The following is a 22,569-nucleotide window of genomic DNA, read 5'->3' on the forward strand; positions in this document are numbered from 1 at the left end:
GTGACAGGCGCATACAATCACAGGATAATGCGCCATCTTTTTTCGGCGGCTCTGCCCTGCGGTCCGCCTGATACGTTTGCTTGTTTGGCCGCCTTCGCCTGACAACCCTGGAGTGTCTGGTTTGATTGTCTTCCGTTACCTATCCCGCGAAGTCCTGTTGACCTTGAGCGCCGTCAGTGCCGTGCTGCTGGTCATCATCATGAGCGGGCGCTTCATCAAATACCTCGCCCAGGCGGCCGCAGGCCTTCTGGATCCGGGCTCCCTGTTCCTGATCATGGGGTTTCGCCTGCCGGGCTTCCTGCAGCTGATCCTGCCGCTGGGGCTGTTCCTCGGCATCCTGCTGGCCTACGGTCGCCTGTACCTCGAAAGCGAAATGACCGTGCTGTCGGCTACCGGCATGAGCCAGCAACGCCTGTTCGCCATGACCCTGTTTCCGGCCACCCTGGTGGCATTGGTGGTGGCGTGGCTGAGCCTTAGCCTGGCGCCGCAAGGGGCCAATCAATTCCAGTTGCTGCTGAACAAGCAGGACGCCCTGACCGAATTCGACACGCTGGAGCCAGGTCGCTTCCAGGCCCTGCGCGACGGTACGCGGGTGACCTACACCGAGACCCTGACCGATGACCGCATCAACCTGGGCGGGGTTTTCATCTCCCAGAAGAACACCAGCACCGACCAGAAGGATCGCGGGATTTCAGTACTGGTGGCCGAAAAGGGGCGTCAGGAAATCCGTCCTGACGGCAACCGCTACCTGATTCTCGACAACGGTTACCGCTATGACGGCAACCCGGGCCAGGCCGATTATCGGGCGATCAAGTACGACGAATATGGGGTGCTGCTGCCCAAGCCGGACGTCAGCGACGAAGTCACCGACCGTGACGCGATGCCGACCAGCAGCCTGATCGGCAACGACGACATCCACTCGCGCACTGAATTGCAATGGCGTATGTCCCTGCCATTGCTGGTCTTTATCGTCACCCTGATGGCGGTGCCGCTGTCGCGAGTCAACCCGCGCCAGGGGCGATTCCTCAAGCTGCTGCCGGCGATTCTTCTTTATATGGCTTACCTGACTATCCTGATTGCCGCTCGCGGCGCGCTCGAAAAAGGCAAGATCCCGATGGCGTTGGGCTTGTGGTGGGTGCACGGGATCTTCTTCGCGATTGGCCTCGGCTTGCTCTACTGGGAGCCCTTGCGCCTGAAGATGGCGAGTCGCCGCAGCGCGCTGGAGGTGGACCGTGGTTAAGCTGGATCGCTACATTGGTAGCAGCGTATTCGTGGCGATTCTGGCGGTACTCGGCATCATTCTAGGGCTGGCGACGCTGTTCGCCTTCATCGACGAAATGGGCGATGCCAGCGATACTTACACCCTGTTGGACGTGCTGAGTTACGTCCTGCTGACGGCACCTCGTCGTCTTTACGACATGCTGCCGATGGCCGCATTGATCGGCTGCCTGATCGGCCTGGGTAGCCTGGCCAGCAACAGCGAACTGACAATCATGCGCGCCGCCGGGGTGTCCATTGGCCGGATCGTCTGGGCGGTGATGAAGCCCATGCTGGTGCTGATGGTGGTCGGTGTGCTGATTGGCGAATACGTTGCCCCGGCGACCGAAAGTACCGCTCAGGCCAACCGTTCGCTGGCCCAGGGCAGTGGTGATGCGCAAAGCGCTCGCCACGGCTTGTGGCACCGCCAGGGCGACGAGTTCATTCATGTCAACTCGGTGCAGCCTAACGGCGTGTTGTACGGTGTGACCCGTTATCGCTTCGATAAAGAGCGGCACATGCTGTCCGCCAGCTTCTCCAAGCGTGCCGACTTCGACAAGGATCACTGGCAGCTCAGTGATGTCACCACCACGCTGTTCCATGAAAAGAGCACTGAAGTGGTCAAGGCGCCGGTTGAGCGCTGGGAAATCGCCCTGAGCCCGCAACTCCTGAGCACCGTGGTCATGGCGCCCGAGTCGCTGTCAATCAGCGGTTTGTGGGGTTATATCCACTACCTGGCCGACCAGGGGCTGAACAATGGCCGTTACTGGCTGGCATTTTGGGTCAAGGTGTTGCAGCCGCTGGTGACCGCGGCACTGGTATTGATGGCAATCTCCTTTATCTTCGGTCCGTTGCGCTCGGTGACCCTCGGTCAGCGGGTATTTACTGGTGTATTGGTAGGTTTCACCTTCCGTATCGTCCAGGATCTATTGGGGCCGTCGAGCCTGGTGTTCGGTTTCTCGCCGCTGTTTGCGGTGCTCGTGCCTGCAAGCGTATGCGCGCTGGCTGGGGTCTGGTTGCTGCGCCGGGCCGGTTGATCCCGGGTATTTCCTGACGTTCGAGCCCATGAAAAACGCCCTTGTCGTGAGACCGGGGCGTTTTAGTAAGCGCCGTCCGACCTGTGCAGGTGACGCTAACGCCGTGGATCAGGTACAATTCCCGGCTATTTTTCGGCGGGCTATGCCTGCAGCCTTTTTGAGTGTTGATCCGTGAGTGATTTGAGTCATATCCGCAATTTCTCCATCATCGCCCACATTGACCATGGCAAGTCGACGCTGGCCGATCGATTCATCCAGATGTGCGGCGGCCTTGCCGAGCGCGAAATGGAGGCCCAGGTACTGGACTCCATGGACCTGGAGCGTGAACGCGGGATCACCATCAAGGCCCATAGCGTCACCCTTTATTACACTGCACGCGATGGCATCAAGTACCAGCTGAACTTCATTGACACCCCGGGCCACGTGGACTTCACCTACGAAGTCAGCCGGTCGCTGGCGGCCTGTGAAGGTGCGTTGCTGGTAGTCGATGCCGGTCAGGGCGTGGAAGCGCAGTCGGTTGCCAACTGCTACACGGCGATTGAACAGGGCCTGGAAGTCATGCCCGTGCTGAACAAGATCGACCTGCCACAGGCCGATCCGGACCGCGTAAAAGACGAAATCGAAAAAATCATCGGCATCGATGCTACCGATGCCGTCGAGTGCAGCGCCAAGACTGGCCAAGGCGTCGACGAAGTCCTCGAGCGCCTGGTGCAGACCATTCCCGCGCCGACCGGCAACTACGAAGATCCGCTACAAGCGTTGATCATCGACTCCTGGTTCGACAACTACCTGGGTGTTGTTTCCCTGGTACGGGTGCGCCACGGTCGCGTGAAGAAGGGCGACAAGATCCTCGTCAAGTCCACCGGCAAGATCCACCTGGTGGACAGCGTCGGTGTGTTCAACCCGAAACACACTGCCACCGTTGACCTGAAGGCCGGCGAAGTGGGCTTCATCATTGCCGGTATCAAGGACATTCACGGTGCACCAGTGGGTGACACCCTGACCTTGAGCTCGACGCCGGACGTTGACGTCCTGCCAGGCTTCAAGCGCATTCAGCCGCAGGTCTATGCCGGTCTGTTCCCGGTCAGCTCCGACGACTTCGAAGATTTCCGTGAAGCCCTGCAAAAGCTCACGCTCAACGATTCGTCGCTGCAGTACACCCCGGAGAGCTCCGACGCCCTGGGCTTCGGCTTCCGTTGCGGTTTCCTCGGCATGTTGCACATGGAAATCATCCAGGAGCGCCTGGAGCGCGAGTATGACCTGGACCTGATCACCACGGCGCCGACGGTTATTTTCGAGCTTTTGCTGAAAACCGGTGAAACGATTTACGTCGATAACCCGTCGAAGCTTCCAGACCTGTCTTCCATCGAAGACATGCGTGAACCGATCGTGCGGGCCAATATTCTTGTGCCGCAGGAGCACCTGGGTAACGTCATTACCCTGTGCATCGAGAAGCGTGGCGTGCAGCACGACATGCTGTTCCTCGGTACCCAGGTTCAGGTGACCTACGACCTGCCGATGAACGAAGTGGTCCTGGACTTCTTCGATCGTCTGAAGTCCACCAGCCGTGGTTATGCTTCGCTGGACTACCATTTTGATCGTTATCAGTCGGCCAATCTGGTGAAACTGGATGTGCTGATCAACGGTGACAAGGTCGATGCCCTGGCGCTGATCGTGCACAAGGATAACGCGCACTACAAAGGTCGCCAGTTGACCGAGAAGATGAAAGAACTGATTCCACGCCAGATGTTCGACGTCGCGATCCAGGCCGCCATCGGTGGTCAGATCATTGCACGGACCTCCGTCAAGGCTCTCAGAAAGAACGTATTGGCCAAATGCTATGGCGGTGACGTCAGCCGTAAGAAAAAGCTGCTTGAAAAGCAGAAGGCCGGTAAAAAACGCATGAAGCAAGTCGGCAACGTGGAAATTCCACAAGAAGCCTTCCTTGCAGTGCTCAGGTTGGATAGTTAGGTCCTATGTCACTAAATTTCCCGCTGTTGCTGGTCATCGCCGTGTTCGTCTGCGGCCTGTTGGCGTTGCTCGATCTGTTGATCCTGGCGCCGCGTCGGCGTTCGGCCATTGCCTCTTATCAGGGTAGCGTCAGCCAACCTGATACGGTGGTGGTCGAGAAGCTGAACAAGGAACCGTTGCTGGTCGAATACGGCAAGTCGTTCTTCCCGGTGTTGTTCATCGTGCTGGTGCTGCGTTCGTTCCTGGTGGAACCGTTCCAGATTCCATCCGGCTCGATGAAACCGACCCTGGATGTGGGCGATTTCATTCTGGTGAGCAAGTTTTCCTACGGGATCCGCTTGCCGGTGATCGACAAGAAAGTCATCGAAATCGGTGATCCGCAACGCGGCGACGTGATGGTGTTCCGTTATCCGAGCGATCCGAACGTCAACTACATCAAGCGTGTAGTGGGCCTGCCGGGCGACCAGATTCGCTACACCGCCGACAAGCGCCTGTTCGTCAACGGCGAGTCGATCGCTGAACAGCTGGTCGGCTCCGAGCCGGGCACTCTGGGCAGCGCGGAGCTGTACAAGGAAAAGCTCGGTGCCGCCGAGCACATGATCCGCAAGGAAATGAGCCGCTATCGTGCGACACCGGACCGTTCGTGGACCGTGCCTGCCGGGCACTACTTCATGATGGGCGACAACCGCGACAACTCCAACGACAGTCGCTACTGGGATGATCCGAGTATTCCCAAGGACCTGCTGGGCATGGTCCCCGACAAGAATATCGTCGGCAAGGCCTTCGCAGTCTGGATGAGCTGGCCGGAACCGAAACTCAGCCACCTGCCGAATTTCTCGCGGGTTGGCCTGATCAAGTAATCACATACGGCGCTGTTGAACACAGCGCCGAATGCATTTCTGGAGCCGCTACAATCGGTACCAGAGGCATGAAAACAATGATATTCAGGACGTAATTTTTGAACACAGCGTTAATTGTCCCAAGCCCGCGCCGCACTCCGGCGATGGCGGTGGAATCCAGCCACGAACTCAGCGTGGGTACACCGTGAGCGTTTCCTTAAGCCGTCTAGAGCGTCAGCTCGGCTACACCTTCAAGGATCAGGAACTGATGGTTCTGGCCCTGACTCACCGCAGCTTTGCCGGGCGCAACAACGAACGCCTAGAATTCCTCGGTGACGCCATCCTCAACTTCGTCGCTGGCGAGGCGCTGTTCGATCGCTTCCCGCTGGCTCGCGAAGGCCAGTTGTCGCGTTTGCGCGCACGCCTGGTGAAAGGTGAGACCCTGGCCGTACTGGCCCGCGGTTTTGATCTGGGCGACTACCTGCGACTGGGTTCCGGCGAATTGAAGAGCGGCGGTTTCCGCCGCGAGTCGATTCTGGCCGATGCCCTTGAAGCGCTGATTGGTGCGATTTACCTGGATGCCGGCATGGACATGGCGCGCGAGCGCGTGCTGGCCTGGCTGGCCGGTGAGTTCGAAGGCCTGACGCTGGTCGACACCAACAAAGATCCAAAAACCCGCCTGCAGGAATTCCTGCAATCGCGTGGGTGTGAGCTGCCGCGTTACGAAGTGGTGGATATCCAGGGTGAGCCGCATTGCCGAGTCTTTTTCGTCGAATGCGAAATCACCTTACTGAATGAAAAAAGCCGAGGTCAGGGTGTGAGTCGTCGTATTGCCGAACAGGTAGCGGCCGCCGCAGCACTGATTGCCCTGGGTGTGGAGAATGGCAATGACTGATTCAACCGCAACACGCTGTGGCTATGTTGCCATCGTCGGCCGTCCCAACGTGGGCAAGTCCACGCTGCTGAACCACATCCTCGGGCAGAAGCTCGCGATCACCTCGCGCAAGCCGCAAACCACCCGCCACAACATGCTGGGGATCAAGACCGAGGGCGCCATCCAGGCCGTCTACGTCGATACCCCGGGTATGCACAAAGGCGGCGAGAAAGCCCTGAACCGCTACATGAACAAGACCGCTTCGGCGGCGTTGAAAGACGTCGACGTGGTGATCTTCGTGGTCGACCGCACCAAGTGGACCGACGAAGACCAGATGGTTCTGGAGCGCGTCCAGTACGTGACCGGCCCGCTGATCGTGGCGCTGAACAAGACCGATCGCATCGAGGACAAGGCCGAGCTGATGCCGCACCTGTCCTGGTTGCAGGAACAGTTGCCGAACGCGCAGATCATGCCGATCTCGGCTCAGCACGGGCACAATCTCGAAGCGCTCGAGCGCGTGATCGCCGGGTATCTGCCGGAAAACGATCACTTCTTCCCGGAAGACCAGATCACCGATCGCAGCAGCCGCTTCCTTGCCGCCGAACTGGTTCGTGAGAAAATCATGCGCCAGATGGGCGCCGAGCTGCCGTACCAGATCACCGTGGAAATCGAAGAGTTCAAGCAGCAGGGCAAGACCCTGCATATCCATGCCTTGATCCTGGTTGAGCGCGACGGCCAGAAGAAAATCATCATTGGCGACAAGGGCGAGCGTATCAAGCGCATCGGCACCGAGGCACGCAAGGACATGGAGCTGTTGTTCGACTCCAAGATCATGCTGAACCTGTGGGTGAAAGTGAAAGGCGGCTGGTCCGATGACGAGCGTGCCTTGCGTTCGCTGGGTTACGGCGACCTGTAACCCCGATCGACGCTGCACCGAGTCACCCCTGTGGGAGCGGGCTTGCTCGCGAAGACGATGTAACATTCAGCATTGATGTTGACTGTCACACCGCTTTCGCGAGCAAGCCCGCTCCCACATTGGTTTGTGGTTGTTTGTGAAATTGCGTTTCGCCATTGAGAGCTCCATGTCCCAGCCCATCCCCCAACCCGCCTTCGTACTCCACTCCCGCGCCTACCGCGAGAGCAGTGCATTGGTCGACTTCCTCACGCCGCAAGGTCGGCTGCGGGCGGTGTTGCGCAGTGCGCGGGGCAAGGCGGGGACCTTGGCCAGGCCCTTTGTGCCCCTGGAAGTCGAGTTTCGCGGCCGCGGTGAGCTAAAGAACGTGGGGCGCATGGAGGCGGCAGGTGTTTCCACCTGGCTCAATGGCGAAGCACTGTTCAGTGGCCTCTACCTCAATGAATTGCTGATTCGCCTGCTGCCCGCAGAAGATCCGCTGCCGGGGGTGTTCGATCACTATGCGGCGACCTTGCTTGCCTTGGCCGAAGGCCGCCCTCTGGAGCCGTTGCTGCGTTCTTTCGAATGGCGCTTGCTGGATGACCTGGGCTACGGCTTCGCGCTGAGCATCGATATCCACGGCGATCCCGTGGCGGCGGACGGTCTCTACCGCCTGCAGGTGGATGCGGGGCTGGAGCGGGTCTACCTGCTGCAGCCCGGCCTGTTCAACGGCACTGAACTGCTGGCCATGGCCGAAGCCGACTGGTCGGCACCTGGCGCCCTGTCTGCGGCCAAGCGCCTGATGCGCCAGGCATTGGCGGTTCATCTGGGTGGTCGTCCCCTGGTCAGTCGCGAGCTATTTCGCAAGCCCTGATCACCCCGTATGCTGTGCACCGAACTTTCCCCTCTTCAGGAGCGCTTCCGTGACCACCAGCAATCGCATTCTTCTCGGCGTGAACATCGACCACGTCGCCACTCTGCGTCAGGCCCGTGGCACTCGCTACCCGGATCCGGTCAAGGCCGCACTGGACGCGGAAGAGGCGGGCGCCGATGGCATCACCGTGCACCTGCGCGAAGACCGCCGTCACATTCAGGAGCGCGACGTGCTGGTGCTCAAGGATGTGCTGCAGACCCGCATGAACTTCGAAATGGGTGTCACCGAGGAGATGATGCTGTTCGCCGAGCGTATTCGGCCGGCACACATCTGTCTGGTCCCGGAAACCCGCCAGGAGCTGACCACCGAGGGCGGCCTGGACGTAGCAGGGCAGGAAGCGCGGATCAAGGCGGCGGTGGATCGCCTGGCGAAAATCGGCTGTGAAGTGTCGTTGTTTATCGATGCGGACGAGCGCCAGATCGAAGCCTCGCGCCGAGTGGGTGCGCCGGCTATCGAGCTGCACACCGGGCGTTATGCCGATGCCGAGACGCCGACGGACGTGGCGGAAGAGCTCAAGCGCGTGGCTGATGGTGTGGCATTCGGGTTGGCCCAAGGGCTGATCGTCAATGCCGGCCATGGCCTGCACTATCACAACGTCGAGGCAGTGGCGGCGATCAAGGGCATCAACGAGCTGAACATTGGCCATGCGTTGGTGGCGCATGCGTTGTTTGTCGGGTTCAAGTCTGCGGTGGCGGAGATGAAGGCGTTGATTCTGGCTGCTGCGAAAGTCTAAACCGAACACAAAACTCATGTGGGAGCGGGCTTGCTCGCGAAAGCGGTGTTTCAGTCGACATCAATGTTGGCTGAAACACCGCTTTCGCGAGCAAGCCCGCTCCCACATTGGATCTAGGTTGTGCTGTTAAAGTTGTGGCGATTCCTGGCTTGGCTTGGTCTTGTCGATCCCGGGTACATGCAGGTTACCTTCAGCCACCTGATCACCCTCAAGCTGCGGCTGTGTGACCCAGGTCAGGATGTCGTAATACCGGCGAATGTTCGCCACGAAATGCACCGGCTCACCGCCCCGGGCATAGCCGTACCGAGTCTTGCTGTACCACTGTTTCTGCGACAGGCGCGGGAGGATTTTCTTCACGTCCAGCCACTTGTCCGGATTCAGCCCTTCCTTGGCCGTCAGCTTGCGCGCGTCATCGAGGTGGCCGCTGCCGACGTTGTAGGCCGCCAGGGCAAACCAGGTGCGATCCGGTTCCTGAATCGACTCATCGAGCTGCTCTTTCATGTAAGCCAGGTATTTGGCGCCGCCCATGATGCTCTGCTTGGGGTCCAGGCGGTTGGACACGCCCATCGCCTGCGCGGTGTTTTGGGTCAGCATCATCAGGCCACGAACGCCGGTCTTGGACGTTACCGCTGCTTGCCACAGGGATTCCTGGTAACCGACCGCGGCCAGCAAGCGCCAGTCGACTTTCTCCTTCTTGGCATAGGCCTTGAAGTGCTGTTCGTACTTGGGCAGGCGTTGCTGCAAGTGCTGGGCGAAGGTCGTGGCGCCCATGTAGCCGAGGACGTCGACGTGCCCGTAATAGCGGTCTTTCAGCCGTTGCAGGGTGCCGTTCTTCTTGACCTTGTCGAGGTAGTCGTTGATCTCGTTGAGCAGGCTGTTGTCTTCGCCTGCTGCCACGGCCCAGCTCTGGTTGCTGGCATCACCCAGGTCGAAGGCGACCCGAATGTTGGTGAAATACACCTGGTTCATCGCCACTTCGTTGGAGTCGACCAGGGTCAGGTCAATCTGGCCTTCATCGACCATGCGCAACAGATCGACGACTTCAACCGCGTCGGACTCTTCGTATTCAATGCCGGGATATTTCTTTTTCAGCTCCGCCAGTTGCTCGGCGTGGGTGCTGCCCTTGAGCACCATGATCTTCTTGCCCACCAGGTTCCCCGCGTCGGTTGGCCGTGACTGGCCATTGCGGTAGATGATCTGCGGGGTGACTTCGAGATAGGAGTGGGAAAACCGCACCTGCTTCTTGCGCTGCTCGCTGCTGACCAGTCCGGCAGCCGCCAGCACGGGGCCGTTGGGCTTGCCCACCTGGTTGAACAGGTCGTCGAGGTTGTCGGCGGTTTCGATCTTCAGCTCAACCCCCAGATCGTCGGCGAAACGTTTCACCAGCTCGTATTCGAAGCCGGTTTCACCGCTGCGATCCTGGAAGTAGGTGGCGGGGCTGTTTCGGGTAACCACCCGCAGCACGCCATCCTCCTTTACACGCTCCAGTGTGTTGGGTTTATCAACACAGCCACTGAGCATCAGGAAGAGTCCGGTTGCGATTAGCCATTTGGCGTACCGCGGACGCAAAGCCGTTGGGGAAAACATCTGCGCAGTATACGCAAAGGACCACGAGCGCCATATCTCGACAGCAAAGGGCCAGTCTGCTAGAGGGGCGAAAAACCGCGTATAACCCGCAGGAATGGGGGTTCAGGACATTTTTTGATGGAAAAAATATCCCCTGATGGACCTCTATTAACCGTCTGAAACTCCGGCCCGACGTTCGGGTGCGGCCGTGCACACCGTTTCGGGTGATGTCGCGGGCGGATTAGGCTAGAATGCACGGCCTCAAAGCACACCCCTTCCCGAGGCTGTCCCGAAGATGTTGATCCTGCGCGGCGCTCCTGCCCTTTCTGCCTTTCGCCACAGCAAACTCCTTGAGCAACTTCGCCGATGCGTCCCGGCTGTCAGCGGCTTGTATGCTGAATTCGCTCACTTCGCCGAAGTTACCGGCGTCCTGACCGGCGACGAACAGCAGGTGCTCGCGCGCCTTCTGAAGTACGGCCCAAGTGTTCCAGTCCAGGAGCCGACCGGTCGTCTGTTCCTGGTGTTGCCTCGTTTCGGCACCATTTCGCCATGGTCCAGCAAAGCCACCGACATCGCGCGCAACTGCGGCCTGGGCAAGATCCAGCGCCTTGAGCGCGGTATCGCCTTCTATGTGGCCGGACAGTTCAGCGAAGCCGAAGCCCAGCTGATCTCGGACGCCTTGCACGATCGTATGACTCAGATCGTCCTGGCCAACCTGGAGCAGGCTGCCGGGATGTTCAGCCACGCCGAGCCGAAGCCGCTGACCGCGATCGATGTGCTGGGTGGCGGCCGCGCCGCGCTGGAAAAAGCCAACACCGAGCTGGGCCTGGCCCTGGCCGAAGACGAGATCGACTATCTGGTCAACGCCTTCGTCGGCCTCAAGCGTAATCCGCACGACATCGAACTGATGATGTTCGCCCAGGCGAACTCCGAGCACTGCCGTCACAAGATCTTCAACGCCAGTTGGGACATCGACGGCCAGAGCCAGGAAAAAAGCCTGTTCGGCATGATCAAGAACACCTACGTGATGCACAGCGAAGGCGTTCTGTCGGCTTATAAGGACAACGCTTCGGTGATCGTCGGTAACGTCGCCGGTCGCTTCTTCCCGGACCCGGAAACCCGCCAGTACGGCGCGGTGCAGGAACCGGTGCACATCCTGATGAAGGTCGAGACCCACAACCACCCGACCGCGATTGCCCCGTTCCCGGGCGCAGCCACCGGTAGCGGTGGTGAGATTCGTGACGAAGGCGCAACCGGTCGCGGCGCCAAGCCGAAGGCGGGCCTGACCGGTTTCACCGTGTCCAACCTGCAGATCCCGGGCTTCGAACAGCCGTGGGAAGTGCCATATGGCAAGCCTGAGCGCATCGTTACCGCCCTCGACATCATGATTGAAGGCCCACTGGGTGGCGCCGCGTTCAACAACGAATTCGGCCGTCCAGCCCTGACCGGTTATTTCCGTACCTTCGAGCAATCGATCACCACCCCGCGTGGCGACGAAGTTCGTGGTTACCACAAGCCGATCATGCTGGCCGGCGGCATGGGTAACATCCGTGCCGAACACGTACAAAAAGCTGAAATCACCGTCGGCTCTAAGCTGATCGTCCTCGGCGGCCCGGCCATGCTCATCGGCCTGGGCGGCGGCGCGGCTTCCTCCATGGCCACCGGCACCAGTTCGGCGGACCTGGACTTCGCCTCCGTTCAGCGCGAAAACCCGGAAATGGAACGTCGCTGCCAGGAAGTCATCGACCGTTGCTGGCAACTGGGTGACAAAAACCCGATCAGCTTCATCCACGACGTTGGCGCAGGCGGTCTGTCCAACGCCTTCCCGGAGTTGGTCAACGACGGCGACCGCGGTGGCCGCTTCGAATTGCGCAACATTCCGAACGACGAGCCGGGCATGGCCCCGCACGAAATCTGGAGTAACGAATCTCAGGAACGCTACGTTCTGGCAGTCGGCCCGGCCGACTTCGAACGCTTCCAGGCGATCTGCGAACGCGAGCGTTGCCCGTTTGCCGTGGTCGGTGAAGCCACTGCCGAGCCACAGCTGACCGTTACCGACAGCCACTTCGGCAACAACCCGGTGGACATGCCACTCGAAGTGCTGCTGGGCAAAGCCCCACGCATGCACCGTTCCGCAGTTCGTGAAAGCGAACTGGGCGATGACTTCGATCCGTCGACGCTGGAAATTGCCGATTGCGTCGAGCGCGTCCTGCACCACCCGGCCGTTGCCAGCAAGAGCTTCCTGATCACCATCGGCGACCGCACCATCACCGGCCTCGTGGCCCGTGACCAGATGGTCGGCCCGTGGCAGGTTCCAGTGGCTGACGTTGCCGTCACCGCCACCAGCTTCGACGTCTACACCGGTGAAGCCATGGCCATGGGCGAGCGCACTCCGCTGGCGCTGCTCGACGCTCCGGCGTCCGGGCGCATGGCCATCGGCGAAACCCTGACCAACATTGCCGCGTCGCGCATCAACAAGATTTCCGACATCAAGCTGTCGGCGAACTGGATGTCCGCAGCCGGCCACCCGGGTGAAGACGCGCGTCTGTACGACACCGTGAAAGCGGTCGGCATGGAATTGTGCCCGGACCTGGGCATCACCATTCCGGTGGGCAAGGACTCCATGTCCATGGCCACTCGCTGGACCGACGAAGGCGTCGACAAGACCGTGACTTCGCCGATGTCGCTGATCGTGACCGGTTTCGCGCCAGTGGCTGACATCCGTCAGACCATGACCCCGGTACTGCGCATGGACAAGGGCACCACCGACCTGATCCTGATCGACCTGGGCCGCGGCCAGAACCGCATGGGCGCCTCGATCCTGGCTCAGGTTCACGGCAAGCTCGGCTCGCAAGCGCCAGACGTTGATGACGCCGAAGACCTCAAAGCCTTCTTTGCGGTGATCCAGGGCCTCAACGCCGATGGTCATCTGCTGGCTTACCACGACCGTTCCGACGGTGGTTTGCTGACCAGCGTGGTGGAAATGGCTTTCGCCGGTCATTGCGGCCTGAGCCTGAACCTCGACGGCCTGGCGGAAACTTCCGCCGACATAGCCGCGATCCTGTTCAACGAAGAACTGGGCGCGGTGATCCAGGTTCGCCAGGACGCCACCCCGGATATCCTCGCGCAGTTCAGCGCGGCCGGTCTGGGTGACTGCGTTTCGGTGGTCGGTCAGCCGATGAACAACGGCCAGATCAACATCACCTTCAACGGCGAAACTGTGTTCGAAGGTCAGCGTCGTCTGTTGCAACGCCAGTGGTCCGAGACCAGCTACCAGATCCAGCGTCTGCGTGATAACGCCGACTGCGCCGAGCAAGAGTTCGACGTGCTGCTGGAAGAAGACAACCCGGGCCTGAGCGTCAAGCTGAGCTACGACGTCAACCAGGACGTTGCCGCGCCTTACATCAAGAAAAACATCCGGCCACAGGTTGCCGTACTGCGTGAGCAGGGCGTCAACGGTCAGGTGGAAATGGCGGCCGCGTTTGACCGCGCCGGTTTCAACGCGATCGACGTGCACATGAGCGACATTCTGGCTGGCCGTGTCGACCTGAACGACTTCAAGGGCATGGTCGCTTGCGGTGGTTTCTCCTACGGCGACGTACTGGGTGCCGGCGAAGGCTGGGCCAAGTCCGCGCTGTTCAACAGCCGTGCTCGCGATGCGTTCCAGGGCTTCTTCGAACGTAACGACAGCTTCACCCTCGGTGTGTGCAACGGTTGCCAGATGATGTCCAACCTGCACGAGCTGATCCCGGGCAGCGAGTTCTGGCCGCACTTCGTGCGCAACCGTTCCGAGCAATTCGAAGCGCGCGTGGCGATGGTGCAGGTCCAGGAATCGAACTCGATCTTCCTGCAGGGCATGGCCGGTTCGCGCATGCCAATCGCCATCGCACACGGTGAAGGGCATGCCGAGTTCGCCAGCGAAGAAGCGTTGCTGGAAGCTGATCTGTCGGGTTGCGTGGCGATGCGTTTCGTCGACAACCACGGCAAGGTCACCGAGAAATACCCGGCCAACCCGAACGGTTCGCCGCGCGGTATCACCGGGCTGACCAGCCGTGACGGTCGCGTGACCATCATGATGCCGCACCCGGAGCGCGTATTCCGCGCTGTGCAGAACTCGTGGCGGTCGGAAGACTGGAACGAAGACGCACCGTGGATGCGCATGTTCCGCAACGCCCGTGTTTGGGTGAACTAAGCGGCATGTTCAAGCTCGCCTTTTTCGTTCCGGCCAGCCATGTCGATGGGGTCAAGAGCGCTGTATTTGCTGCCGGTGGCGGCCGAATCGGTGCTTACGATCACTGCGCGTGGCAGGTGCTGGGCCAAGGCCAGTTCCGTCCACTGGATGGCAGCCAGCCGTTCATTGGCGAGGCTGGTCGGGTCGAGCAGGTCGAGGAATGGAAGGTCGAGCTGGTTGTGGCGGATGAGTTGATCGTGGCCGTGGTGGCCGCGTTGAAGCTCAGTCATCCGTATGAGACACCGGCTTACGAGGTGTGGCGGCTGGAGGATTATTGATCTCTTGTCGCTGAAACACGAAACCCGCTGGGCCAGTTTGGTCGGCGGGTTTTTTGTTGTCTGGAATCCAGGGGATGACGTCTGCTTCGGAGCGTTCCTACAGGCTTTTAGGGTTGTCGCTCGGAACCCGTATCTCTAGTTTCTTTGGTTTGAATACCTGAGCGACTGAAGCCATGAAACGCGAACAAAAATCCTTCACTCAGCCATTGCAGAGTGTGATGTATCACGTCACAATCCTCCCATGATTGTTAGCTGGAAACATAAAGGCCTCAAGGCTTTCTATGAGACTGGTTCAACCAGAGGCATCAATGCGAATCATGCCAAGCGCTTACGTCGACTTCTCCTCATCTTGGACAACGCCCGTCACTCAAGTGAGTTGGACCTTCCAGGTTGGCGGTTTCATAGCCTGAAAGGAGATCTGACTGACTATTGGTCCGTCAGCATAAGTGGCAACTGGCGCGTCATTTTTCGCATGTTCGACGACCACGTCGAGCTTGTTGATTATCTTGATTACCACTGAGTAGAGGCACCTGAATGGGTATGCATAATCCTCCTCATCCCGGCGAAATCTTGCTTGAGGACGTGGTTCCCGGACTGGGGATCACCATTACTGAAATGGCCCGACGTCTCGGCTACGCCCGGGAAACGTTTTCCAGAATATTGCATGGACACGCGCCGATCAGTCCCGATCTGGCCGTGCGTTTGGAGCGAGCCGGCATCAGCAAGGCGCGAACCTGGCTGGCGATGCAGAGCAGCTACGATTTGTGGCAGGCGGAAAACCGCGAGCAGCCGGTGATCGAGCGGTTTGCTCGCGTCGACTGAATCTTCATTAATTCCCTTTTCCCCATGTAAAAAAGGAAGCGTCCTACATACAACCTGTTTCGATTAGCGTCCTAATTTGTGTGCTTGTGTTTCCGAGGAAATACAACAATCCAAGCACCCAAAATCCAGGTCGCAGGAAACTTGTTAATGGAACTAACAAAAATATTTTCGCCGCAGAATCGTCGTCTGATCAAATTCACGACGGCTACTGACGGCGCGCAAGAATTGCTGTTGGATCGTTATTCGGGCAGTGAAGGATTGTCCACGCTGTTCGGTTTCGAATTGGCACTGATCAGTCAGGATGCGCAACTTCCGCTCAAGACCCTCATCGGCCAGCCCGCATTGCTGGACATCGAATTGGCGAGCGGTGGCTCTCGTTACATTCATGGCTATATAAGCCGTTTTAGCCTGCAACACAGTGACGGGGGGCTGGCGCATTACTGCGCAACATTGAGCCCCTGGCTGTGGATGCTCTCGCGACGTTTTGATTCGCGGATATTTCAAGAGCAAACAATTGAGGACGTGATCCGCCAGGTTTTTGCGGCTTATGGCGCGCTGGCCAACTTCGCGATTCGCCTGCAGCACCCGCTCAAGTCCCACAGCTACATCACTCAATACCGCCAGAGTGATAAGGATTTCGTCTTGCGCTTGATAGAGCGCGAGGGTTGGTTCTTCTACTTCGAACACTCGAAAGAAGGGCATCAGCTGATCATCACTGACCAGTCCCGTCACCTGGAGGCGCTCGAGCAGCAACCGCAGATTCGTTATCACAGTGCTTCGGTGACCGAGACCGCCGACTCAATTACGCAATGGAGCAGCAACCGGGTCCTGCAGTCCGGCCGCATGGCCATCCAGACATTCGACTATCGGCAGCCGCGCAACCCACTCCCGGTCAGCATGCCCAGCCTCAACCAACAGGGGGATGTCCCGGCCTATGAAATCTATGATTTCCCCGGTCACTACAGTCACCCTATGCTTGAGGGTGGCGAGACACTGGTCCGGCATCGACTCGAAGCCCTGGAAGTGCAAGCCAAAACCTTTCACGGCGCCAGCAACTGTCGAGCCATGCTGCCCGGCTACACCTTTGAACTGACCGGGCATTTCGACCACGAATGTGATCTCGCCGCTGACCGACATTTCTTGCTGCTGAAAATCGAACACAGCGCCAGCAACAATTATTTGTCCGGGCAACCTGCGCATTACCTCAATCGCTTCGTCTGCATTCGCCACAAGATCGCCTATCGCGCCCCGATCAGCACTCCCTGTCCGACGATCCCCGGCCCGCTCACCGCCATCGTCATCGGTCCCGAAGGCGAGGAAGTCTTCACCGATGAGCAGGCACGGGTGCAGGTGCGTTTCCACTGGCAACGCAGCCAGGACCCGGCGCAATGCACCACCTGGCTCCGGGTCGCGATGCCCAGTGCCGGTGCCGGTTTTGGTCATCAGTTCTTGCCGCGCATCGGCCAGGAAGTGCTGGTGACCTTTCTGGGAGGCGACATTGACCGTCCCCTGATCACTTCGGTTCTGTACAACGGCGATCATCGCCCCCCGCGCTTCACCAACGCCGCAGGTTTACCGGGCAACCGAACGCTATCGGGCATCAAGACCCAGGAACACAAAGGCAACGGCTTCAACGAACTGCTGTTTGACGACACCCCCGGCGCGTTGCGCGCCCGCATGGGCACGACCCAGCACGCCACCGCGCTGAACCTCGGCAAACTCACCACGCCCAGAACCGACGGCAGGGCTCAGCCCCGTGGCGATGGCGCCGAGCTTCGTACCGACGCCGCCATTGCCCTGCGAGCGGCACAAGGCATGTTGTTGACTACCTACGCCCGCCAGGATGCACAGGGCTCACAGTTGGACCGTGAGGAGCTGCTGAAACTGCTGGCCGAGTGTGGCGAGTTGTTCCAGTCACTCGGCCAGACCGCCGCGTCCCGTGGCAGTCAACAGATCGATAGCCAGGGCATCGACGCGCTGCGCCAGGCATTGAATCAATGGCCTGCCCCCGAAAGCAACAGCGCGGGCGATCCCGTGTTTGCCCTCGCGGCCGAAGCGGGCATCACCAGCGCAACCCCTCGTTCCCAAGTGCACTACGCCGGCGAAAATCACGACACCACCGCCCAGGATCACCTGCATTTGACCAGCGGCGCGGCCATGCACCTGAACGCCGGGAAAGGCATCAGCGCATTTGCCCAGGATGCCGGCATCAGCGCCATCGCCAACCGCGGCAAGGTGCTCGTACAGGCGCAGGAGGATGACATCACGCTGAACGCGCGGAAGAACATGCGGCTGTCGGCAACTGAAGGCGAAGTGGTCATTTCCGCGCCGACCATCCGCCTGGTAGCCGATGACGGCAGCTACATCAGGATCGGTGGCGGCATTGAAATGGGCACGAACGACAAAGTCCTGGTGCACGCCAGTGACCACGACTGGCTCGGGCCAAAAACCGACAGCGTTTCCATCCCTTCCTTCACCCGTGATCCGGCAGCGCAGCGCCTGGCGTTTCACTTCCCGGGTCACGCTGGCAACAGCTCGCTAATGGCGGCTGACCATGCGTACCAGATCGAAGTGGGGGATGGCAGCGTGTTGCAGGGGCTGACAGATGCCGCGGGTTTGACCGAGCGGGTAGAGCGGGAGGTGATGCATCGCGGCGATGTGAAGGCAACTCGCGAAACTGACTCCGGTGGAGAGAGCAAATGACCGACTCAAATGTTCACACGGTAGCGCAGGCTTCCTTTCGGTTGATCCCCAACTGCACCACCGAGCGCAAGTTGGAAGTGCCCGCAGATCTGCCTGGCGTGGTGATTTTCCTGCACGGGGTCAACGACCCGGGAGCGTCTTACGAGTCGGTCGAAACCGGATTGTGTCAGGGGGTGAATGAGCGGCTGGATCGGCCGGATCTCAGGGCGGGGCGGTATGGGGCTGATTACAGTCAAGCGCAAGCCATGCCGCGCGAGCAGCTCGAAGATGAGCACAGAACCGTGCTGGATGATCCCGATACCTACCTCTACCAGCGCGACACGACGAACCCCAGGACGCGTAGTTTGATGATCCCTTTTTACTGGGGATACCGGGCCGAGCCGGCGGAAATAAAGCGGGACGAAAGGGGTGATCCGGCCAGACTTCGGAATCAGTTCCAGGACAAATTTCATAATCGCCTGGACCGCCACTTCGCCAAGGGCGGTGGTTTTTTCGCCAATGCCACCAATAATTTGCAGGAGATGTACGCGGCTGGGTTTGCCGCCCAGGTGCGCCATTTAGCGCAACTGGGACTGCCCAACTCTCAGTACATGGGCAAGGGGCCGCATCGTCGATACTTTGTGTTGGCGGCGGCCCGTCTGGCGATGCTGGTCAGTGAAATTCGCCGCGTCTCTCCCGATGAAACCATCACCATCATGGGCCACAGCCAGGGCACGCTGATCACCTTGCTCGCGCAAGCCATGCTGATGGATCGGGGAGAGCGCTGCGCTGACTGCGTAATCATGGTGGACTCGCCTTACTCAGTGTTGCCGGGCGCCACGCCAAAAAACTCAAACACGCTTCAAGTCCTGATCGATATCGTGCAACAGATCACCCAGGCACCTCACGCGCAACCGTCCCTTGATGCCCTGCGCTGTGGCGTGCGGGGATACGGTGGCCGCTCTGGTCCGTGTTGGTCCCCTGAGCAGGGCCAGCGTTTAGGTGCCGACGGTAAAACCGTGGTATTTCCCGAGCGCGACAATCGCGGCAAGGTCTATCTGTATTTCTGCCCGGACGACACCACCGTGGCCCTGGATGACGTGCAAGGCATCGGCACATACGGCGTGCCGGACGAGCTACCCGATGGCGCGCCGGCCATGAATGCCTTGCAGTCCATGGGTTTTTACCAGCGCTTGTGGACCAAGCGCCTGCGAGACGACCAGCCGGTTATGGTCGGCAAAGCTGCGCAACAGGAATGCATGCGAGCCAAGGGCGAACCGCGCTATCCAGGCGGTTGGTCAGCCACAGCCGTTGTTTCGCGTGCACCGATCGAGGAAGGTCAGGAGCGCAACATCAATGCCGAGCAATTGCACCCACCTCACGCACCGCAGATGTTCGGTGGCGAAGCGCTGACCGGATCCACCCACAAGTCCGGTATGGACCGTCCCGATGCCGTCTCGCAAAACGCCGCCTTGGGCAATCCCAGCGCAGCGTTCAAATGGAAATTCGTGCAGAACCTGCCGGATCCGCTTGATGTGGAAGTCGTGCGCGAGCGCTGGAACAAGGGCAGGGAGCCCGACGATCAGACACAGGCCTTTCAACGAACCGTAGTGTCCGGGATCGCGCTACTCGGTACCCCAAATCACTACCGTTACGAACGCGAGGAAACGCCAAATGAAATTCGTGCGCGCATGGAAGTTGATACCAAAGAGTGGAGTGAAAACAGCTATCACTCGGCGGTGTTGCGCAGCCCGGAGAATCATCGGTGGGTGACTGCCATGGATATCGCGATCGGGCAGGCGAAGTGTCTGGATGATCCTGATATGCGGGAGGTGTTGGTGGCGATTGCGGATTGGAAAGTTACAAAAAAGCGATTCGATAAAATTTCAAGGATGAAGGGGTGGTCGCGACTTGGTGCTGATACTCAAGCAATAGTTGACGCTAGTTACAAGTATTACGACAAGGGAAAATTTCCTTCCGACGACTTGGTGTCGTTAGCCCCGCCGACTCTGGTTTCCGCTATGTCGAAGCAAGGAGATGACCAATGAGGGATCGATCAAACGATGTAACACAACGACCGAGACTGAAGGGCTACCTATGGTCAGCGGGAATACTACTGGGTGTATGGGCAAGCTTTTTGCTGATCTTCATTTATAAAGCGCATGCCGATAACAGGGAGCTGATAGATATGGAATCCGTAATGCGATGGGGGGTTGCAAGTATTCTTGGAGTGCTGGTCTTGGCCTACAGCGCTCACTGGTGGGGCAAAACGGTAGCCTATGAAGAGGCTGAACTTGTGGCCTATAAATCGAAAGTGATGTCTGACATTGCAGAGCGAAGTGCGACTCAGAAACGCACGTATTCGCTGGAAATAAGAGGAGTAGGGCTGGCGGTCCAGGGTTGGCATCAATCATCCGTGTGGCGAAAAATTAGAGAGAAGGCCGATAACTTTGCCTCCATTTACTCTAGAAATCCCAGCGACTACAGGGCTTCGTTAACGTCCAGATCAAACACCAGTGAGATCGCTACTCGCGCTGCGTTTAAATATTCCGCCAGCGAGTCTGTCGCGTATTGGCCAATACCGGTTTTTGCCATAGCTCCGCCCAAACAGCCTGAAGACGTGGGGGCTGCGGCAAATATCCTGGATGGGCGAAACGCAGCGACTTTGGGGGTCACACTTTTTCTGTGGCAGGACGCGGACAATACAACCCACGCTCAAAGTATGATTGATCGGTTATTCAGATTTTTCGATGAAAATCCTACCGTACCGCAAGCGCTGCTGGTGAGTGAGGACGGTGATATTACTCGCGACGGTTATCGAACAGCCGGCACACCAGGATTACAACAGGTGCAAGTCGTACCAACGGTGTATACAAGTGTGGCAGGTCTCCTGGTAACGCGTTCTGACCGGGTGGACCGTTACATCCGTCCATTTGCGACGCAAGAATCAGAAGAAAATCACAACAAAAACACTGACATGGGCAAGCTGTGGGCGTTTTATTGGAATCGGGACGATGCATTTACTGATTGGTATAAAGATGTTCAGCGTTCGAAGGGAATAAAGACCCATTACGGTCCAGGCACCATGTCTGCGGCTTATTGGCAGTCCCAACTCCCCAATCTCTGGAAAACCCTCAGCAACCAAGGCCCCGGCTACTTCGAGCCTTCCCGATGGTTGCCGGTACGCTGGGCGAATCATCAAGTCAAAGAGTTCGACAAGGCTCCAGTCCTTGGCTACCTGCACCGCCCGATCAAAGTCCCGATGCGTGACGAAAACGGCAAACTACTCAAGCCCGCACTCCAGGCGAAAGCCCTCCAAGCCGGCTGGCTACAGGCTCTGGAAACCCTGCCAGAAGGCGACAAGCCAGTTCGGGTGTTCTACGACAGCACCGGCAACACCAAAGGCGAAATCGCCCTCACCATCGCGCTGCACGGTCTAAACACCGATGGGCATGGACTTGAGTTGGGCAACGTCGAAGAGGGCTACGATATCGGCCGCCGGCTGGGTAACACCGGCGTCAGCAGCGCCCTGGTAGAAATCAACCTGGCCACCATCGCCAGCTATAAAGACGGCGGCGTCAGTGCCGTGGTTTACACCGGCGACGACGATAGCGTCACCGTACAAATGATCCGCCCGCCGGACGTAGCCCGCAAAGCGAAAAACCAGCAAACCCACGGCGTCGACCCCTTCGTCTTCCGCATGCCGGGACCAAGACCATGACTCATCCCATCTGCCTTGGCGATCCGACCAGCAGCGGTGGCATCGTCGTGTCCTGCCAGCTTTCGAACACTCATCGGCTCAATGGCAAGACACCCGCAGTTTTAGGTGACAAGGCCACCTGCCCATTCCATCTGGGCGTTTTCGCTTTCGTAGAAGGCCATCCACGCAGGCGCATGAATGGCATTCCCGTGGTGCTGGAAGGTCATTGCTTGGCCTGCGGTTGTCACGGTGTGGCGACTAATGCGTTGAACGTGCGGGTAAGTTGAAGAGGAGGGGGCGCGTCACAAGTTACATAGCTTACCAGTCTAGACGATGAAATTTGACCGTTGTATCGATGTACGAATGTCGGTTTTCTACTCACTAAAACAATAATTTTCAAGGACAGGAATATGAATAACAACAAAAGCAGGACCGTGGGTCAGCGAGTATTGGCTGTCTTCGTTGCGATAGGTACATGGTTGCCATTAATTTGGCTCGTGTTTTTTTTATATGTCCCCATCAGGAACACCAGTCTGGCAGTGGCCCTGGGTATGGATATAGGTTCCACCTGGTTTTTGGTAATGGAAGTATTCGCCATTCTGTTATTAATCGTTTACGCGCTTTGGGTCCGGCCTTGGAAGTATACGGGACGAGTAAATATCGAATTTATCATTTATGTTTACGGCGCCAGCGTCGCCACCCTCCTGTTCGCTAACTTTATTTTTGGCTGGATCCGCGTCTGGCACTAATAAT

18 protein-coding genes are annotated in these 22,569 nt (G+C 58.8%); 17 read left to right on the plus strand and 1 reads right to left on the minus strand.

Features of this window, described 5'->3' with window-relative positions:
- The first annotated feature begins 121 nt into the window (after window positions 1-121).
- The 8 genes from lptF (at window position 122) to pdxJ (ending at window position 8,537) form a co-directional block, all read left to right on the plus strand.
- Window positions 122-1,240, plus strand: coding sequence for an LPS export ABC transporter permease LptF (gene lptF / locus ACYZTK_RS20470; RefSeq protein WP_462011493.1), 1,119 nt, complete (start codon window positions 122-124; stop codon window positions 1,238-1,240).
- Window positions 1,233-2,294, plus strand: coding sequence for an LPS export ABC transporter permease LptG (gene lptG, locus ACYZTK_RS20475; RefSeq protein WP_462011494.1), 1,062 nt, complete (start codon window positions 1,233-1,235; stop codon window positions 2,292-2,294). Before lptF ends, lptG begins: the two co-directional genes overlap by 8 nt.
- A 171-nt stretch (window positions 2,295-2,465) precedes the next feature.
- Window positions 2,466-4,265 (plus strand): translation elongation factor 4, encoded by a 1,800-nt coding sequence (gene lepA, locus ACYZTK_RS20480; RefSeq protein WP_462011495.1) that lies wholly within the window; start codon window positions 2,466-2,468, stop codon window positions 4,263-4,265.
- 5 nt (window positions 4,266-4,270) lie between these two features.
- A complete protein-coding gene (gene lepB / locus ACYZTK_RS20485; protein ID WP_462011496.1) occupies window positions 4,271-5,125 on the plus strand; it encodes a signal peptidase I in 855 nt (284 codons plus the stop codon).
- A gap of 184 nt (window positions 5,126-5,309) precedes the next feature.
- Window positions 5,310-5,999 (plus strand): ribonuclease III, encoded by a 690-nt coding sequence (rnc, locus tag ACYZTK_RS20490; protein ID WP_123507875.1) that lies wholly within the window; start codon window positions 5,310-5,312, stop codon window positions 5,997-5,999.
- The gene (gene era, locus ACYZTK_RS20495; protein WP_010463054.1) at window positions 5,992-6,894 is read left to right on the plus strand and encodes a GTPase Era; all 903 of its coding nucleotides are present in this window, start codon (window positions 5,992-5,994) and stop codon (window positions 6,892-6,894) included. The genes rnc and era overlap by 8 nt, the downstream gene beginning before the upstream one ends.
- A 166-nt stretch (window positions 6,895-7,060) precedes the next feature.
- Window positions 7,061-7,744, plus strand: a complete 684-nt coding sequence (gene recO, locus ACYZTK_RS20500) for a DNA repair protein RecO (RefSeq protein WP_462011497.1) — start codon at window positions 7,061-7,063, stop codon at window positions 7,742-7,744.
- Between the two features lie 49 nt (window positions 7,745-7,793).
- Window positions 7,794-8,537 carry a pyridoxine 5'-phosphate synthase gene (pdxJ, locus tag ACYZTK_RS20505; protein ID WP_462011498.1) on the plus strand — a complete coding sequence of 248 codons (744 nt, stop codon included), beginning with the start codon at window positions 7,794-7,796 and terminating at the stop codon, window positions 8,535-8,537.
- A 126-nt stretch (window positions 8,538-8,663) separates the two neighbouring features.
- On the opposite strand, the gene mltF is transcribed toward pdxJ, so the two are convergent.
- Window positions 8,664-10,124, minus strand: a complete 1,461-nt coding sequence (gene mltF / locus ACYZTK_RS20510) for a membrane-bound lytic murein transglycosylase MltF (protein ID WP_462011499.1) — start codon at window positions 10,122-10,124, stop codon at window positions 8,664-8,666.
- Between the two features lie 274 nt (window positions 10,125-10,398).
- On the opposite strand from mltF, the gene purL reads away from it, so the two are divergent.
- From purL to ACYZTK_RS20555, 9 genes are all read left to right on the plus strand, one after another.
- Window positions 10,399-14,295 carry a phosphoribosylformylglycinamidine synthase gene (gene purL, locus ACYZTK_RS20515; RefSeq protein ID WP_462011500.1) on the plus strand — a complete coding sequence of 1,299 codons (3,897 nt, stop codon included), beginning with the start codon at window positions 10,399-10,401 and terminating at the stop codon, window positions 14,293-14,295.
- 5 nt (window positions 14,296-14,300) lie between these two features.
- Window positions 14,301-14,612 (plus strand): NGG1p interacting factor NIF3, encoded by a 312-nt coding sequence (locus tag ACYZTK_RS20520; protein ID WP_462011501.1) that lies wholly within the window; start codon window positions 14,301-14,303, stop codon window positions 14,610-14,612.
- Window positions 14,613-14,853: 241 nt separating this feature from the next.
- Window positions 14,854-15,132: a type II toxin-antitoxin system RelE/ParE family toxin gene (locus tag ACYZTK_RS20525; protein ID WP_462011502.1), complete on the plus strand. Its 279-nt coding sequence runs from the start codon at window positions 14,854-14,856 to the stop codon at window positions 15,130-15,132.
- Window positions 15,133-15,146: 14 nt separating this feature from the next.
- Complete coding sequence (locus ACYZTK_RS20530) at window positions 15,147-15,434, plus strand: HigA family addiction module antitoxin (RefSeq protein WP_462011503.1); 288 nt, start codon at window positions 15,147-15,149, stop codon at window positions 15,432-15,434.
- A gap of 147 nt (window positions 15,435-15,581) precedes the next feature.
- A complete protein-coding gene (locus tag ACYZTK_RS20535) occupies window positions 15,582-18,137 on the plus strand; it encodes a type VI secretion system Vgr family protein (RefSeq protein WP_462011504.1) in 2,556 nt (851 codons plus the stop codon).
- Window positions 18,134-20,164 (plus strand): T6SS effector phospholipase Tle3 domain-containing protein, encoded by a 2,031-nt coding sequence (locus ACYZTK_RS20540; protein ID WP_462011505.1) that lies wholly within the window; start codon window positions 18,134-18,136, stop codon window positions 20,162-20,164. Before ACYZTK_RS20535 ends, ACYZTK_RS20540 begins: the two co-directional genes overlap by 4 nt.
- On the plus strand, window positions 20,161-21,837 hold the full coding sequence (locus ACYZTK_RS20545; RefSeq protein ID WP_462011506.1) for a type VI lipase adapter Tla3 domain-containing protein: 1,677 nt from the start codon (window positions 20,161-20,163) through the stop codon (window positions 21,835-21,837). Before ACYZTK_RS20540 ends, ACYZTK_RS20545 begins: the two co-directional genes overlap by 4 nt.
- Complete coding sequence (locus ACYZTK_RS20550) at window positions 21,834-22,103, plus strand: PAAR domain-containing protein (RefSeq protein ID WP_462011507.1); 270 nt, start codon at window positions 21,834-21,836, stop codon at window positions 22,101-22,103. The genes ACYZTK_RS20545 and ACYZTK_RS20550 overlap by 4 nt, the downstream gene beginning before the upstream one ends.
- Window positions 22,104-22,226: 123 nt before the next feature.
- Window positions 22,227-22,565 (plus strand): hypothetical protein, encoded by a 339-nt coding sequence (locus ACYZTK_RS20555; RefSeq protein WP_462011508.1) that lies wholly within the window; start codon window positions 22,227-22,229, stop codon window positions 22,563-22,565.
- Window positions 22,566-22,569 lie beyond the last annotated feature (4 nt).

It is taken from the genome of Pseudomonas sp. LB3P31 (assembly GCF_054897945.1).

What these genes read in the sequence shown, in the direction of transcription:
- lepB (WP_462011496.1), top strand. Translation starts at nt 4,271, where the DNA reads ATGTCACTAAATTTCCCGCTGTTGCTGGTCATCGCCGTGTTCGTCTGC.
- era (WP_010463054.1), top strand. Translation starts at nt 5,992, where the DNA reads ATGACTGATTCAACCGCAACACGCTGTGGCTATGTTGCCATCGTCGGC.
- recO (WP_462011497.1), top strand. Translation starts at nt 7,061, where the DNA reads ATGTCCCAGCCCATCCCCCAACCCGCCTTCGTACTCCACTCCCGCGCC.
- mltF (WP_462011499.1), bottom strand. Translation starts at nt 10,124, where the DNA reads ATGTTTTCCCCAACGGCTTTGCGTCCGCGGTACGCCAAATGGCTAATC.
- purL (WP_462011500.1), top strand. Translation starts at nt 10,399, where the DNA reads ATGTTGATCCTGCGCGGCGCTCCTGCCCTTTCTGCCTTTCGCCACAGC.
- ACYZTK_RS20520 (WP_462011501.1), top strand. Translation starts at nt 14,301, where the DNA reads ATGTTCAAGCTCGCCTTTTTCGTTCCGGCCAGCCATGTCGATGGGGTC.
- ACYZTK_RS20525 (WP_462011502.1), top strand. Translation starts at nt 14,854, where the DNA reads ATGATTGTTAGCTGGAAACATAAAGGCCTCAAGGCTTTCTATGAGACT.
- ACYZTK_RS20530 (WP_462011503.1), top strand. Translation starts at nt 15,147, where the DNA reads ATGGGTATGCATAATCCTCCTCATCCCGGCGAAATCTTGCTTGAGGAC.
- ACYZTK_RS20535 (WP_462011504.1), top strand. Translation starts at nt 15,582, where the DNA reads ATGGAACTAACAAAAATATTTTCGCCGCAGAATCGTCGTCTGATCAAA.
- ACYZTK_RS20540 (WP_462011505.1), top strand. Translation starts at nt 18,134, where the DNA reads ATGACCGACTCAAATGTTCACACGGTAGCGCAGGCTTCCTTTCGGTTG.
- ACYZTK_RS20545 (WP_462011506.1), top strand. Translation starts at nt 20,161, where the DNA reads ATGAGGGATCGATCAAACGATGTAACACAACGACCGAGACTGAAGGGC.
- ACYZTK_RS20550 (WP_462011507.1), top strand. Translation starts at nt 21,834, where the DNA reads ATGACTCATCCCATCTGCCTTGGCGATCCGACCAGCAGCGGTGGCATC.
- ACYZTK_RS20555 (WP_462011508.1), top strand. Translation starts at nt 22,227, where the DNA reads ATGAATAACAACAAAAGCAGGACCGTGGGTCAGCGAGTATTGGCTGTC.